This window comes from Pseudorhodobacter sp. W20_MBD10_FR17, from assembly GCF_052119765.1.
Taxonomy (GTDB): Bacteria; Pseudomonadota; Alphaproteobacteria; order Rhodobacterales; family Rhodobacteraceae; genus Pseudorhodobacter.
Window position 1 is genome coordinate 1 of record NZ_JBGQOQ010000051.1, and the last position, 15,307, is coordinate 15,307.

The following is a 15,307-nucleotide window of genomic DNA, read 5'->3' on the forward strand; positions in this document are numbered from 1 at the left end:
AAACCCGCCCGCGCTTTCCTCCTTGTCGGATTTGTCGCCGCTGCATCTCGCGATGACAGCAGCCACAAACCTTAGACCTTTCTGCCGTTCATAGTCCAGCTCACAGTGACCACTTACCAGTCCTAAGCAGTCGTTCAGGATTGCTCAAATTGAGCTTTTGCACGGAATCGCCCGCCGAGCGACATAGGCATCGTGATGATGACAAGGCACCCGACAACCAAGACCACGCCAATCCATCCGAGGTTCGGCAAACGCTCTCCGACGATGAGGACAGCCAGAACCGCCGCGACGACAGGCTCCAGCAGCGTGATGACCGTTGCCATACTCGCCTCCACACGGGCCAGACCAAATCCAAAGCTAAGGTAGCCTAGGAACATAGGCACGGCTGCCATGTAGATCCCTACGGCTGCGTTTGTCCAAGATGCAAGAAACGGCCCTCCCGTCGCGATCAGCACCGGCATCAGCAGCAGACCGCCAAGGCCAAACGTGGCCCCCATCGCAACCGACGACCGCGTGCCTTGCAGCATCATTTTCCGCGCGCTCCAAGAATAGAGGGCATATGTTAGTCCGCCAATCAGCCCCAGAAAAACCCCCAAAGGCACGGAATCGCCACCAACCACTTCGCCGTGGGAGAGATTTTCTGCAACGCAGATCAGCCCCATGCCGATCAGCCCGACAAGCGCCCCGACGGACCACTGTAAAGTCAGATTTCTTCGGTCTAGCAGGTATTCGATAAGCGCAGAGAGCAGTGGAGCAGACCCAATGGTAATGACGGTTCCGACAGTCACGCCAGCCAGCCTCATCGCTCCATAGAAAGCCAGCGGATAAATCGCAACTGAAAGCGCGCCAATCACCAGGAGCCGACGCTGGTTCCAAAGAGCAGTGCGAGATCGCACGATGCCGCGTGCTGCTACCAACGCTTGTGCGATACCACCGACCCCCATGGCGGCAGCACCAATCGCGGCAGCACTGACATCGGGCGCAAATGTTGCCGCCGTTCCGGTCGTGCCCCAGACAATAGCCGAGAAAAGGATTGCGACCACGCCCCAAGTTTGTCCCTGCATCATTTCAAAGCGCCTTCAACATGTCGTCGACCATCGCCCTTGCCATAATCACCCGCACGCTGCTGCCCTCCAGCCCCGCCCGTGCCATCGCGCCTTCCAGCAGAAAGGCAATCTGAGCTGCCAAGGCCGCCACGCGATCGGGTTTTTCGGGAAGCAGTTCCGAGAGATGCTGCGCAAGAATGCTTTCGACTTGCTCTTTGTGCCGCCTGACAGCGGCCCGCCCAACATCGCCGGCCTCAAGTTCAGCCGCCGCGTTCAACAAACCGCAACCGCGAAACCCCCGCTCATACGCAAATTCAGCGTGATCCTGATAGGCATCGAACACCGCAAGGATACGCTGACTGGGCTCCTTTGCCGTCGCCACACGGTTGTCATAGAGCGCCAACCATTCTGCATGCCGTGCTTCAAGATACTGGTTTACCAGATCGGCCTTGGAGACAAAGTTGTTGTAGAGGCTCTTTTTCGCCACGCCTGCGCGTTCCACAATGGCATCAATGCCGGTTCCGCTGATGCCGTGGTTGTAGAACAGGATCATGGCCGCTTGCATGAGGCGATCATGTGCAGATCCTTTTGGTGTCTTACTTGGCAGGGCCATGTCGAATCTCCCGATTGTAGGTAGATCGGTATACCTGCAAACGAGGAGCCGCAAGGGGCAAAGCAATGCTGGCGACCGTTTTCGAAGTTCCGCTTAGCGGCCATTGGCCGCGTAGCAGCATCACGTAACTTTGGGCTCACAGCCGACCTCGGATGCAGCGCAGCATTTTGTGATATGATGCAGTGTCAACGTCGGGTTGTCGATGTGGGAGGGTGTGGCGGATAGGAGGAACTGCCATGCCAATACCAACCTTACCAGCCATTCGCGCACTTCGCCCCGCTTGGAACAAGGGCCGCATTGTTGGTCAAAAACGGCCGCTAAAGCCCAAACATGTCTGGGCGATCCGTGTCAGGCTTGAACTGGCCGAGAACCATCGCGATCTTGCCCTGTTCAATATGGCGATCGATAGCAAATTGCGCGGCTGTGACCTTGTTCGGATGAAAGTGATCGACGTCATGGCGTCTGGACAGATCAAGGAACGGGCATCGGTGTTGCAAAGCAAAACCCAAAAACCGGTCCGGTTCGAGATTTCCGAAGGCACCCGCGCCTCGGTGGCGAAGTGGATGGAAGATCCGTTGATGGTCGGATCCGAATTTCTCTGGCCCGGGCGTTTTCACGAACGCCTTCACATCTCAACACGCCAGTATGCTCGTATTGTGCGGGAATGGGTTTCGTCCATCGGGCTTGAAGTGACTGCCTATGGCACCCATTCGATGCGACGCACGAAGGTCACCCAGATCTACAAAAAGACGGGCAACCTGCGTGCTGTCCAGCTTCTTCTGGGACATACGAAAATGGACAGCACTGTTCGTTATTTGGGTGTTGAACTTGAAGACGCGTTGGAAATTTCGGAAGCTATTGAAATCTAAGCGTTTGGGCCGTTCGACGTGGACGGCCCAGAACGGACATTCGTGGCCAAGAATAACGCTGCGGCGCGCCTTCCTCAAAGCGGGCATTCATGCACCGCGCAGCATTTATACGGGCCCAATGGCCCATTCGGGCCTAGGGCGCTACGTAGCGATCGCGGCGATGGTTAAAGGCAATCACGCCATTGAGCACCACTGCTCCTAGGAAAGAATAGGCGACCACGGAGGCCGGAAATATGAATATCGCAACCGCAAATATGGCCACATCTACAAGAAGTTGCGTATAGCCCGCTTTGAACCCTGTGCTATCCTGTATCACAAGCGCCAGCACCCCCATCCCCCCAAGCGAACCTTTATGCCGGAAACAAGCTAAAAGACCGAGGCCCACGGTCACTCCGAACACTAGGGTGCCTATGATCGGATTGAGGCTCTCAAAGACGATGAACAGGGGAAGTCGATCCGAGAGGACCGAAACGGATGTTACGCAAAACAAGCTTTTTAGCGTAAACTCGAGACCTAATCGCATGTAGGCAAAAAAATAAAATGGGAGATTAATCAGGAAAAAAACGAGGCCGAAGGACCAACCCATTGGGTAAGCGATAAGCAAAGCAATGCCCGCCGTTTGCCCCGTGAGGAAGCCGAGTTGCGTAAGAAACACAAGTCCCACGGATGTCAAAAAGCAGCCGATCAGCAGCCCCTGCGCATCTTCGAGCGGCGTATGGGCAACGGTGTTGGGGTCTATGGTCAATGGAGCTGGCATAATCTGAAACTACGCTGCATCGCAGCAAAGGCAAGACCAAATTTGGTGTCTGATGTATTGGTCGGCCCATTGCTGCCATTGATCATGCCTTCCCACTGCTGCGGTGCGGCCCGTCGAACCAGTCATTCGTGCATCTTGCATCATTTTGTCAGCTAAAACGTCGGTCTGCGGGACGAAGCAGGTATTGACGTCCGAGTAGCCAATGACCGCTTTTTGAAATGCTGTGCGGGAAGCCAAACGCGCCAAAGACGGATTCCAGACCTTCGCTGTATGTGCGGGCGAACGGCCATCAACATTGGAAGCCAACATTCGTTAATTAGGTGATGGTCTCAATCACCCGTTCCAAATATGGCCAAACGGAAAGTCTGTAGCTTGGCGGTGCCAGCGTTGGCGATACAAATACCGCCTTTCCCTGGAAGTTTATTTGAACAGGCGCGGAATCTGGCGATGGCACTTGCGGCATCGCTATGTCAAATGCGCGACCAAACGATTTGGATGCGCCGACGCCATATACAATCATTACTTTCCACGGCACGTGCGAGACCACGGCCTTGAAAATTTCAGTGCCATGGGCGCGGTCGTTCGCCGAAAGTTCGGCATCATATCGTGCGCTGGCGCAAGACACGTTTGTCTGTATCGAGGTTAGCCCATGTGCAGTTAGCATCTCGGAGAGCCGGTCCAAATTTGGTCGTGTCCTTGATGGCTTCGTGGTTGCGGAATTATACATTTTTCTGCACGTTTGGCCTCTACGATTCCAAAGTGCATTCAAGAAATGATCGTGATCAGTAACGTCGGAAGCCTGAAACGTTTTCGCAGAACTGGCTCCGACGATCAGTACCTCGGCCTGCTCAGGATTGCTGTCGGTCATCCACGGGCGCGGGTAGGCACCTCCGCGCGGCATCGTCATTGCACGAATTTTATCTTCAAAATCCATCATAATTCCCCATGGCCACAGTGAATGAACGGTTACCCGTTTCTCAATATCAGACATTCGCTGCACCACGGAAAGAGTAAATTCGGCCCATTGCGGACCTTCGCAGCCACCACGGCGAACGTCCGGTTTGAGTCCAGTTTACCGACTTAATGCTTCTTAGCAGTTAGACACGGCGCGGATTGCATTAGAATGCTCCAGTATTGGTGTTCAAAAGAAACTGGGAAAATATCGGGCCACAAGCAGCCCCGATTTCGCGGGCTTTGCCGCCAATCTCTCCTGCACAAATCGTGGGGGGAACCAGCCCTCGGGTGTCTTGGGTTTGCAGGTAGCGTTGCGTGCGCTCTACTAGCGCTTGTTTCACTTCGTTCGGAAAGGATCCGTCAATCATGATGGTTTCAAAATCGATGACGGAACAAATAGATATGCTGGCCTTTGCCAATTCTTGTGCTGCTTGCCCGACCCAGGGTTCAACATACCGCGCAAGGCCGCTCCAATCCTGCGGGGTTTGCCAAAGGCGCGCAGGATCCAACCCGGCCTCAAGCAATCGGCCCTCCAAAACATGAAGTGAAGCTATATCAATCAGCTGGCGACTTTCGCCACTGGGGCCGATACTGGGCAAAGACCCCAAGGCACCGGCATTGCCCTGATGTCCTTCGTAAACCGAATGGTTCAAAACAATACCGCCGCCGATGAAGGCCGCGATGAAGAAATACGCATAGTCGCGGTATTCCTTACCCCTGCCATATACATGTTCGGCACGGCAAGCGGCAGTGGCATCGTTCACCATAAACACAGGCAAATCGCTGAACTTCCCAACCTCTTCTTGCAGGTTTATGTTTTTCCAGAGCTGCGATGTGGCCTCGGGCGCGCCAACCAATTGGTGCCAGTTCCATAATTCATAGGGGGCCGCGATGCCAATTCCACATAGCCGATGTCGGAGTTTTGTAGGCATCTCATCGGTCAACGCCTCTAGGCCGACCTGCAAGAAAGACAGGATGCTCTCTGGAGTGGGGTATGGAAAGGTTGTGCGGCGTTGGGCACGAACCTTGCCCGCAAAATCCATCAGGATCAGTTCGGCACTGCGCCGCCCTAGCTTTAGCCCGAAGGAAAACACCCCGTCCGGGTTCAACCGCATCGGCACCGAAGGTTTGCCAACCTTGCCGCGCACAGGTTCACCGCGCGCCAGCAACCCGTCCTGTTCCAATTTGCGCAAAATGACCGACACGGTCTGCGGCGACAGCCCCGCCATGCGCGCAAGGTCCGATCCGGGCAGCGGCCCGTTGCGCTGCAACATCGACAGCAACAGACGTTCGTTATAGTCGCGCAAACCGCTTTGGTTTGCGCCACTGCTTAACGATCTGATCTTTGAACCATCCATGTGAGCGACCATATACTTCTACGCCATACCTAAACAAGACGTCATGATAATTAGTAAATCAAGTTTATTTATTAATTGACTTGAAGCCCCGAATCAGGCTTTCTTAGTGAAGTTCCGCAGATGTTGCGGGGTGACATTCCGGTGTGCCGGAAAGATCAAAGACTGTCTCGGGAGGACATCATGAAGAAATTACTCGCAACCACTGCGGTCGTTGTTATGGGCTTTGCAGGCGCTGTTTCGGCTCAGAGCGTCACCGCTTGCCTGATCACGAAAACCGACACGAACCCCTTCTTTGTCAAGATGAAAGAGGGTGCTGAGGCCAAAGCCGCAGAGCTTGGCATGACGCTGAAATCCTTTGCCGGTAAGGTTGATGGTGACCACGAAACCCAAGTGGCGGCGATTGAAACCTGCATTCTGGACGGCGCAAAGGGCATTTTGCTGACAGCATCCGATACCTCGTCCATCACCACTGCGGTCAAGCAAGCGCGCGATGCGGGTGTGCTCGTCATCGCCCTTGATACGCCGTTGGACCCGATTGACGCAGCTGACGCAACCTTCGCCACCGACAACTTCCTTGCGGGTGAACTAATCGGCAAATGGGCTGCAGGCAAATTGGGGGCCGAGGCTGCCAATGCCAAAATTGCCATGCTGGATCTTGCCGTGTCGCAGCCTTCGGTTGACGTGTTGCGCGATCAAGGTTTCTTGCAGGGCTTTGGCATTGAGCTGGGCGACCCGAACAAATGGGGCGACGAGACAGACCCGCGCATCGTAGGCAATGATATCACGTCGGGCAACGAAGAAGGCGGCCGCAAGGCGATGGAAAACCTCCTCGCCAAAGACCCCTCGATCAATGTGGTCTATACCATCAACGAACCCGCCGCTGCCGGTGCCTATGAGGCTTTGAAGTCGATTGGCCGCGAAAAAGACGTGCTTATCGTATCGGTTGACGGCGGTTGCCCCGGTGTGGCCAATGTCAAAGATGGCGTTATTGGTGCCACGTCGCAGCAATACCCGCTGTTGATGGCCTCTAAAGGGGTTGAAGCGATTGCCGCTTGGGCCAAAGATGGCACAAAACCTGCAAATACCGATGGCAAAGACTTCTTTGACACCGGCGTTACCCTGATCACCGACGCTCCGGTTGATGGCGTTGACAGCATCGACAGCGCCAAGGGCGCGGAATTGTGCTGGGGCTGATGCGCCGCCACACAGTTTGAAACACGGAAAAGGGGCGGCTTTCACCGCCTCTTTTCACACTCAAATGCTTTAACAAGGGGAGGAGGGTCACCATGTCGGAAGCTGAAAATTTCGAACAGGTTTCAAAGCGTGGCACCCAAGAGGTTGCCAAGTTCGATCAGCCACATCGCGGCTTTGTGGGAACTGTGCAGCATTGGCTGCATATAAATCCGGCTTTGGTGCCGTTGATCGTGCTGGTTCTGTCTATTCTGGTCTTTGGCGCGCTGTTGGGCACTAAATTCTTTTCGCCCTTCGCGCTGACGCTGATTTTGCAGCAAACCGCGATTGTCGGCATTGTGGGCGCGGCGCAGAGCCTTGTCATTCTGACCGCCGGCATCGATTTGAGCGTTGGGGCGATCATGGTGCTGTCATCGGTGGTGATGGGGCAATTCACATTCCGCTACGGGTTGCCGGTTGAGCTTTCCATTCTGTGCGGCCTTGCGATTGGCACATTTGTCGGGTTTCTGAACGGTTGGCTTATTGCCATCATGCGTCTGCCGCCCTTCATCGTGACTTTGGGTATGTGGCAAATCGCGCTCGCCTCCAACTTCCTCTATTCCGCTAACGAAACCATCCGCAGCCAGGAAATCGCCGAACAGGCACCCTTGCTGCAGCTGTTCGGCGCCACGTTCAAAGTGGGTGGCGCGGTGTTTACCGTTGGTGTGGTCTTTATGGTGCTGCTGGTGGTTTTGCTGGCTTATATCCTGAAACACACCGCTTGGGGCCGTCACGTCTATGCCGTGGGCGACGACCCTGACGCGGCAGAGCTTTCGGGTGTGAACGTCAAGGGCACGCTGATTTCGGTTTACATGATTTCGGGCCTGATTTGCGCCTTTGCCGGCTGGGCATTGATTGGCCGTATCGGCTCGGTTTCGCCAACCTCGGGGCAGCTGGCCAATATCGAAAGCATCACAGCTGTTGTGATTGGTGGCATTTCTCTTTTTGGTGGTCGTGGCTCTATTCTTGGTATGCTGTTCGGGTCGCTTATCGTTGGCGTGTTCACCCTTGGCCTACGCCTGTTGGGGGCCGACGCGCAATGGACTTACCTGCTGATCGGCGCGCTGATTATTGCCGCTGTCGCTGTGGATCAATGGATTAGAAAGGTGTCAGTCTGATGGAACCCATTCTGAAAGGCCGCAATCTGGTCAAACGTTACGGCAAAGTCACCGCCCTCGATCATTGCGACTTTGATCTTTATCCAGGTGAGATTCTGGCCGTCATTGGCGACAACGGCGCTGGTAAAAGCTCGCTTATCAAGGCCGTGTCAGGCGCGATTGTCCCGGATGAAGGCGAAGTCTATCTGGAAGGCAAGCAGGTGCGCTTTACCTCGCCCATTCAGGCACGCGAGGCGGGGATTGAAACGGTTTATCAAACCCTTGCAATGTCACCCGCCTTGTCAATCGCCGACAATATGTTCATGGGCCGCGAATTGCGCAAACCGGGGTTCATGGGCAAATGGCTGCGCCAACTGGACCGGCCGCGCATGGAGCAACTGGCGCGCGACAAGCTGACCGAACTGGGGTTGATGACGATCCAAAACATCAATCAAGCGGTCGAAACCCTGTCTGGTGGCCAACGTCAGGGTGTGGCAGTCGCACGGGCGGCAGCGTTCGGCTCCAAGGTGATTATTCTCGATGAACCCACAGCAGCCTTGGGGGTGAAAGAGTCGCGCAAAGTGTTGGAACTGATACAGGATGTGAAATCGCGTGGCATTCCGATCATCCTGATCAGCCACAATATGCCGCATGTGTTTGAGGTCGCCGACCGCATCCACGTTCACCGCCTAGGCAAACGCCTTTGCGTTGTGAATCCAAAGGACTACACGATGTCGGATGCAGTGGCCTTTATGACCGGTGCCAAGGAACCGCCAGTCGAAACTGTCCCCGCCTAAGGCTAATTGGGTCTGAATTCAGGCCCAAACAACCTATAACGGCAGCTTGGATCTTGTCGTCAGAACGCCTGAAATGCAAATTCAATGGCAGACGACAAGATCTCTCGGATGTCTTATGACTTCCATGAATTCTGCTCTCAACTTTGAAGATCAGCTGGAGCAGAAAGCCGTCAACGCCTGCCACAAGGCCATCTAATTTTGAGCAACCGTTTTGATTGGTATTTCGCTCAATGAAGCCATTGTAGGAGTAACCGACCCAACGACAAATGGCATACGGATGAGGTTGTTATCACGGACATTGGCGCGAGATTGGCACAATTGGCGACGGTAGTTTCTAAGCCCGCCAAAATACCAAAGCTCCGGAGTAATTTTCTCCAAGGCGGGCGGCCCACTCGGAGGAAAAAGGTTTGTCATCACCGGAAATTTGTGGAGCTATATCAAACCGAAAACGTCCAAGTTGTGTTTGAGCAGCTCTTTAAAAAGCTCCGGATACCAAGCGAACACGAAGCAGCCCTTAGTGCCCACCGCAGCGAAGGGCTGCTTTCCGCCCCTTGTATCGAGGGCAAACCCAAAGTCATGAACGGCCCTTTGCGGACATCTGGCTCCGACCCCGATGCTGCGCCGCGGCCCATCGTTCCGGACATTCGACGCAGCCGCAGATCCAGGCGGGGGACAAATCTGTGTCGTACAGAGTGGGCACTGTTGATGCTGCACCGACCGAACTGGATAGGAACTATGTTTGCGAAGACCTGAGGTCTTGAAGGTAGCCACCAAGTTCGTCGCCATAGCCCCAGCCGGCATTTGCAACGCGTTGATATTCTTTCTCCAGCCGATCCAGCCAGGCTGTCGTCAGTTCCGGGTCGACTTGCACGGATAATTTCTTCACGATCGAGCCAAACATAGACCCCATGCTGTTGTAGGAACGGCTCATCCATATCACCGAACTCCAGCGTGACGTCATTGCCGCATTTGACGTAGTAGAACATTAGCTCCAGCGTTTCGCCGAGCTGTCCCTTAGCCTTGTTGTAATCGGATATGGCACGTCGGGCGTCGCGGTATTTGATGGGTGCGTCCCACCGACTTGGATTGATGGCTGCCTTGATCCGCTTCTTGTAGGGCGAAAGGTCGGTGCCCCCATCCGAAACCAGGAATCTTGCATGCAGGAAATCCTAGTTCTTCGGGTCGGTGCGATACAGGTCTTGGACGAGGCCCACGAGCTGCACCCTGGAAAACCCCGACAACGCCCCCTTTATCGCAGCCCAGTTCTTTGTCACGATTCTAGCCCCTTCCAGTTTCTCCACGGCATCTTTTATACCAACATTGTGAGTAAGGTGAATTCTTCAAGCAAGTGTGGCAGGGACGGCCCTAACCGAACATTGACCGAGGTTTATAGTGCTGCGATGCAGCATCCTGCTTTAACTGACAACTACAAAGCGCCCATCCTCGACCACTCAAGCTACGTTGTGGATCATAGGCTTCAGCCCTATGTGGTATCCTATGAACATATCAGACCGCATCTTCCGCCCATTTGAAAACCTTGTACGACCATTCGACCTTCCCCTGCGCGCCCTGCCCGCAACTGGGGTCTGGCGTTTGGTCTGGCATTTTGCACTGCTCTTTCGCGGCGTTTTAGTTGCCGTTGCCGGGTTGTCAGTCATCTCTGCGGGGATCGGGCTGGCAATGGTCTGGGCACTGGCCTTTGTGGTCGACGGTGTCACAGCGCAGGGTGCCGCGTCATTTATCGCGTCCAAAATGTGGACATTGGCCGCGTTGGTTTTTTTGTTCGCTGTTGTTGATCCCGTCGTGACCTTTGTACGCGGCGCTTTCATGGCCCAAACGGTGCAGGTTTTACTGCCAGCAGCGATGCGGTGGCAGGCCCACAAAGCCGTGGAAGGCCAGGATGTTGCGTTCTTCGAAGACGTGTTTGCGGGTCAGGTTGCCAGCCGCATCGGTCAGGTCACCAGCGCGGTGCAGCGGTCCATGATGATCGCCATGCAGATGGTGCCACGCGTCGTTATTTCCTTTGGCGGTGCTGCGGTATTACTGGCCGCCCTTTCGCCAATGATGGCCTTACCGGTTGTGGCCTGGATCGCGCTCAACATCATTTTAGCATGGTTTGCGGTTCCGATTTATGCGGCGCGGTCGCGCAAAGTGGCGGCGGCCACCAGCCGGGCCACAGGGGCCATGACAGATGTATATTCCAACATTGCGATGGTGAAACTTTTTGCCGCAGAAGATAGCGAGGCAGGTGCGATCCAAAAGGTCATAGGTGAGACCATCGACACCCAGCACCGTGAGAACCGCGCATATGTCTCAACAGATGCCTTGGTGCATCTGCTCAACGTGGCGTTGGTTGTGTCTATCTTCGCAGTGGGTCTGTGGGGGTTGGTCGACGGTTTTGTCAGTTTGGGTGATTTTGTTGCGGGGGCCACGATCGCGCGTACACTATCGGCGTCGTCGGGCATGTTTATTGGCTTGGGCCAATCTGTCAGCCGCGCGTATGGAACGATCGCAGATGCAATGCCAATTATGACGACACCGCCAACCCTGATGGATGCTTCGAATGCACCTGACCTTAACTTGACCAGAGGGCAGATCCTGTTCGATCACGTGACCTTTAAGTACGGTGAAGCAGACGCAGTCGTGCGTGACCTATCACTCTCCATAGCCGCCGGCGAAAGAGTTGCCTTGGTCGGTTTGTCCGGTGCAGGAAAATCCACGCTCGTGTCCCTTTTGATGCGGTTGCGCGATGTTGATGCAGGCCGTGTTACCGTTGACGGCCAAGACGTCCGCGATGTCACGCAGACCTCCCTGCGGGAGCAGATAGGTGTGGTGACACAGGATGTCGGTCTGCTGCATCGGTCGATCCGTGACAATATCCGCTATGGCCGACCCAACGCCACGGACGCCGAGGTAGAGGCCGCCGCTAGAGCCGCGCAAGCCATGGGCTTCATTCACGATCTGCGTGATGATAAAGGCCGCGTGGGCCTTGACGCATTCGTCGGCGACCGGGGTGTTAAACTCTCGGGTGGTCAACGCCAAAGGGTCACCATAGCACGCGCACTTCTCAAGGACGCTCCGATACTTGTGTTGGACGAAGCCACAAGCGCGCTTGATAGTGAGTCCGAAGCCGCAATCCAAGAGAACCTGGACCGGCTGATGGCCGGAAAAACAACCTTGGCTATCGCCCACCGCCTGTCCACCATCGCAGCAATGGATCGTATAGTGGTCATGGATGCGGGCCACATCGTCGAGGAAGGCACGCATGATACCCTGTTAGCAAAAGATGGTCTCTATGCTCGCCTCTGGGCCCTACAATCAGGCGGCTTTCTTGCGCGGAAAATGGGTACAGCCTGAAGGCATACTAACGGCCCCTTACGGACGTTCGATGGATATGTGCCCCGCGCAGTGTGGTTTCCCGAAGCTGCCCTTCATATCTGGCGAAGCATAGGCACTCCAAGGCACAAACATGTTTGTCGTGCCTGAAACGGTATTGTCCCTGCTCGCGTTCGGTGTCCGAAGCGATCAGGATCAGGTCCCAGCACCTTCGTCGAGCCGGGGCAGGAACCAGGTTAGTAGTCCGGCAAGCGGCAGGAAGGCGCAAAGCTGATAGACCGCCTCGACGCCATAGCTGTCCGCCAGCACGCCTAGAAACGCCGCCGCAATGCCGCCCAGACCAAAGTTCAATCCGTAGAACAACCCGCCGATCAAGCCGATCCGATTGGGTAACAAATCCATCGCATAGATCAGGATTGAGGCGAATGCGCTGGCCATGATCAGGTTGATCATGATCGTCAGCACGCCGGTCCAGAACAGATCTGCATAGGGCAGGATTAGAGTCAGAGGCAACGGTCCCAGAACCGAGATCCAGATAATCCGGTAGCGTCCGATCCGGTCGCCGACGATGCCGCCGATCAGCACGCCCACTGCTGCTGCCAACAGGAATACAAACAGCATCATCTGCGAGGCGGGGATCGACAGGCCAAACCGTTCGATCAGATAGAAGGTGTAGAAAGACCGGAAACTCTCACCATAGGTGTTCTTGGTGAACATCAGAAAGGTCAGGACGAACAGGCCAACGCCGATGGTCACCGGCGCGTGTGGGACCGGCGCGCGAGCAGCGTTGCGCTGCGTGCGCATCGCATGGAATTCCGCACTCAGCTGGCGCTGTTTGCTGCCGATCCATGTCAGAAGCGCCATCGCCAAAAGGGCGGTGACCGCGAACCAGGCCAGGCTGGGCTGCCCCCAGGGCACAACGATCAGAGCAGCAAAAACCGGCCCCAGCGCGCCGCCCGCCTGACCGCCGACTTGAAAGATGCCCTGCGCCAGCCCCTGCTTTCCGCCCGCCGCATATCGCGCGGTCCGCGTGGCCTCGGGGTGAAAGATCGAAGAGCCGATACCGATCAATGCAACCGAAACTAAGATTGCCCCATAGCCATGGGCAAAGGCCAGACTGACCAGCCCGGACAGCGTAAACATCATCCCCACCACCGGTGAATAAGGCGCTGGATGCCGGTCCGTCACGATGCCGATCACCGGTTGCAGCATGGCCCCCGCGATCTGGAATGTCAGGGTGATCATGCCGATCTGCACAAAATCCAGCGCATAGACCTCTTTCAGGATCGGATAAGAAGCCGGGATTAGCGATTGCATCATGTCGTTCAGAAGATGCGTCAAACCCAGAACCACCAACACAGCAAGATGAGTCTCGGAACGGGGTATGGTGGTCATGTCTGTCGCCTTTCACATTCGCAGGGTTTAGGGTTCGCTCTGGCAAATTGGTCACGTCTTGCAGGTCGCCGCAAGCGCCGCGTTGTGATCGACCCGTGCCGATGCTTGTCAGGCACGGTTGACGTTTGCGCATCGCGTGATTGCGCTTTGGGTTTCAGCCTGCCCATCACCGCCACTTAGGCCTCTTGTTCTGCTCGACCGCACGCAACCATTCTATTGCCGCGCCAGTTTGTCTTTGACAGCCTCGCAGGCCTCGTCCCAAGCAGCCAAAGTACCGCGGGCCTCCAGCAGGTTCAGGCCCTTTTCGGTAATGCCCCCTGTGGGCATGGCGGATAGGAGGATGCACCATGCAAACACCAAACTTACCTGCCATTCGCGCACTTCGTCCCGCTTGGAACAAGGGGCGCATCGTCGGCCAGAAACGACCTCTCAAACCTAAGCATGTCTGGGCCATCCGCGTCAGATTAGAACTGGCTGGAAATCACCGTGATCTTGCCCTTTTCAATCTGGCCATCGACAGTAAATAGCGCGGTTGTGACCTTGTGCGGATAAAAGTCGTCGATGTCATGGCGTCGGGACAGATCAAAGAGCGGGCGTCGGTCCTACAAAGCAAAACCCAAAAGCCGGTCCGGCCCATAGCGGTCCTTGGATTGCCAGTTGAGCACTGCGGCGCAGCTTCACCAGAGCAGCCATTGGTGCATCGCGCAGTATGTGTTAGGGATGAGCGACAGCAGAGCGGGACTTTGTTTCCGTTAGATTTTTCTAAGCCGTTCGTATCTGCTCTACTATTGCGAGGGCGTCGGTGGGCGTGGAAATGTGCAACATCCCGAGTTTAGCGAGATCGCTAGCGTTCCTCTGGAAATCTCTGGTATTATTGGTCACGAAAACATCCCGGCCTTCATGGATGTGTGAATATGCGGAAATTACATCGCACCAAGTGTTTCGCCACTTTGACAATTCCTCAGACTGGATTGCATCGTCTGTAATCTGCTGTCCTACGGGCAAATGGTCTATAGGTTCCCGTGGGATCGAAGGTGCAATAACACGCCATATTGCATCCCTATCACGCTCGAATTTTTCAACGTCATCAACGTAGTAACAAAAATCCCAATAGCTCAGACCAATTATGCCAGGCATGGGAACGATAGGTAAGTCTTGCCATCCAAGTGCTGAAATCCTTTCCTTGAAAACGGTGGCGTTTCCGGGAAACCGCTTCGATTTTGTGTTTTCGGAAGCCGACGCCGCAAGAAGCGCTACTTCGAAGCGCCCCAATCTATGAAACCTGATCAATTCAGTAACACAGTTTGCTTGAGGCCGACCTTCCTCGACTTCGATGACACAGTTCCAATCCAGCGTAAGCTTCATCTATTGCACTCATATTTACTATCGTTTGCCAGAGCATAGCAGTAGGCCAGATCATGATCCATCCGAACGGACCGTCTGCAGTGGGCTCACAGCAGCCTTGCAGCGGTGCGGCACGCGGATCTTGGCCTTGCAGGCCCTTGCGTGGGCAACTGGATGGCCGGTGCCAGCCCAGAGCGGACCCACGTCTATAGACACGAATTTGCGATAGCTGACCTTCTCCACGCAGGTCGCGAACTGACACAATGCGGACAAAGCCGTCACTGCTCCAAGTCAACTTTTTACTGCAAAAGGGTGTTGAATTCTGCGAGGAATTGATCCAGTTTTCCGAAACGCTGTGACCCACTTATATCAATAATTCCACCGACTTTTCATGAGAGTATCTTGTTTCAGATGGGTCAGCGCCAGATGGAAAAATGGGGGTGCGGACGAAAACTTGGACTATCTTGGAGATAGTTCATGTATAGCTACGAAGAACGAATGCGCGCGGTTG

13 protein-coding genes and 1 pseudogene are annotated in these 15,307 nt (G+C 55.2%); 6 read left to right on the top strand and 8 right to left on the bottom strand.

Features of this window, described 5'->3' with window-relative positions; all coding sequences use genetic code 11:
* Positions 1-134 precede the first annotated feature (134 nt).
* A complete protein-coding gene (locus tag ACEN2J_RS19075; RefSeq protein WP_442108110.1) occupies positions 135-1,067 on the bottom strand; it encodes a DMT family transporter in 933 nt (310 codons plus the stop codon).
* Position 1,068: 1 nt separating this feature from the next.
* On the bottom strand, positions 1,069-1,659 hold the full coding sequence (locus tag ACEN2J_RS19080; protein ID WP_442108112.1) for a TetR/AcrR family transcriptional regulator: 591 nt from the start codon (positions 1,657-1,659) through the stop codon (positions 1,069-1,071).
* A 236-nt stretch (positions 1,660-1,895) separates the two neighbouring features.
* On the opposite strand from ACEN2J_RS19080, the gene ACEN2J_RS19085 reads away from it, so the two are divergent.
* Positions 1,896-2,528: a tyrosine-type recombinase/integrase gene (locus tag ACEN2J_RS19085; RefSeq protein WP_442108114.1), complete on the top strand. Its 633-nt coding sequence runs from the start codon at positions 1,896-1,898 to the stop codon at positions 2,526-2,528.
* Between the two features lie 133 nt (positions 2,529-2,661).
* Here ACEN2J_RS19085 and ACEN2J_RS19090 read toward each other — a convergent pair whose 3' ends face one another.
* The 3 genes from ACEN2J_RS19090 to ACEN2J_RS19100 form a co-directional block, all read right to left on the bottom strand.
* Positions 2,662-3,273: a YitT family protein gene (locus ACEN2J_RS19090; RefSeq protein WP_442108116.1), complete on the bottom strand. Its 612-nt coding sequence runs from the start codon at positions 3,271-3,273 to the stop codon at positions 2,662-2,664.
* A 328-nt stretch (positions 3,274-3,601) separates the two neighbouring features.
* Entirely contained in the window at positions 3,602-4,276 is a 675-nt protein-coding gene (locus tag ACEN2J_RS19095; RefSeq protein ID WP_442108118.1) for a hypothetical protein, read from the bottom strand.
* Positions 4,277-4,403: 127 nt separating this feature from the next.
* A complete protein-coding gene (locus ACEN2J_RS19100) occupies positions 4,404-5,597 on the bottom strand; it encodes an ROK family transcriptional regulator (RefSeq protein WP_442108120.1) in 1,194 nt (397 codons plus the stop codon).
* Positions 5,598-5,777: 180 nt separating this feature from the next.
* On the opposite strand from ACEN2J_RS19100, the gene ACEN2J_RS19105 reads away from it, so the two are divergent.
* The 3 genes from ACEN2J_RS19105 (at position 5,778) to ACEN2J_RS19115 (ending at position 8,721) form a co-directional block, all read left to right on the top strand.
* Complete coding sequence (locus tag ACEN2J_RS19105) at positions 5,778-6,791, top strand: sugar ABC transporter substrate-binding protein (protein ID WP_442108122.1); 1,014 nt, start codon at positions 5,778-5,780, stop codon at positions 6,789-6,791.
* Positions 6,792-6,883: 92 nt separating this feature from the next.
* Positions 6,884-7,945 (top strand): ABC transporter permease, encoded by a 1,062-nt coding sequence (locus ACEN2J_RS19110; RefSeq protein ID WP_442108124.1) that lies wholly within the window; start codon positions 6,884-6,886, stop codon positions 7,943-7,945.
* The gene (locus ACEN2J_RS19115; protein WP_050521773.1) at positions 7,945-8,721 is read left to right on the top strand and encodes an ATP-binding cassette domain-containing protein; all 777 of its coding nucleotides are present in this window, start codon (positions 7,945-7,947) and stop codon (positions 8,719-8,721) included. The genes ACEN2J_RS19110 and ACEN2J_RS19115 overlap by 1 nt, the downstream gene beginning before the upstream one ends.
* 733 nt (positions 8,722-9,454) lie before the next feature.
* On the opposite strand, the gene ACEN2J_RS19120 is transcribed toward ACEN2J_RS19115, so the two are convergent.
* Complete coding sequence (locus tag ACEN2J_RS19120; protein WP_442108126.1) at positions 9,455-9,652, bottom strand: hypothetical protein; 198 nt, start codon at positions 9,650-9,652, stop codon at positions 9,455-9,457.
* A 566-nt stretch (positions 9,653-10,218) separates the two neighbouring features.
* Here ACEN2J_RS19120 and ACEN2J_RS19125 point away from each other — a divergent pair.
* Positions 10,219-12,078 (top strand): ABC transporter ATP-binding protein, encoded by a 1,860-nt coding sequence (locus ACEN2J_RS19125; RefSeq protein WP_442108128.1) that lies wholly within the window; start codon positions 10,219-10,221, stop codon positions 12,076-12,078.
* A gap of 174 nt (positions 12,079-12,252) precedes the next feature.
* Here the strand turns inward: ACEN2J_RS19125 and ACEN2J_RS19130 are convergent, their stop codons facing one another.
* Positions 12,253-13,452: an MFS transporter gene (locus ACEN2J_RS19130; protein WP_442108130.1), complete on the bottom strand. Its 1,200-nt coding sequence runs from the start codon at positions 13,450-13,452 to the stop codon at positions 12,253-12,255.
* Between the two features lie 347 nt (positions 13,453-13,799).
* Between ACEN2J_RS19130 and ACEN2J_RS19135 the strand changes: the two are divergent.
* Positions 13,800-14,084, top strand: a pseudogene (locus ACEN2J_RS19135) (integrase); the annotation flags it as partial.
* A gap of 130 nt (positions 14,085-14,214) precedes the next feature.
* On the opposite strand, the gene ACEN2J_RS19140 reads toward ACEN2J_RS19135, so the two are convergent.
* A complete protein-coding gene (locus ACEN2J_RS19140) occupies positions 14,215-14,817 on the bottom strand; it encodes a hypothetical protein (protein ID WP_442108132.1) in 603 nt (200 codons plus the stop codon).
* Positions 14,818-15,307: the final 490 nt, after the last annotated feature.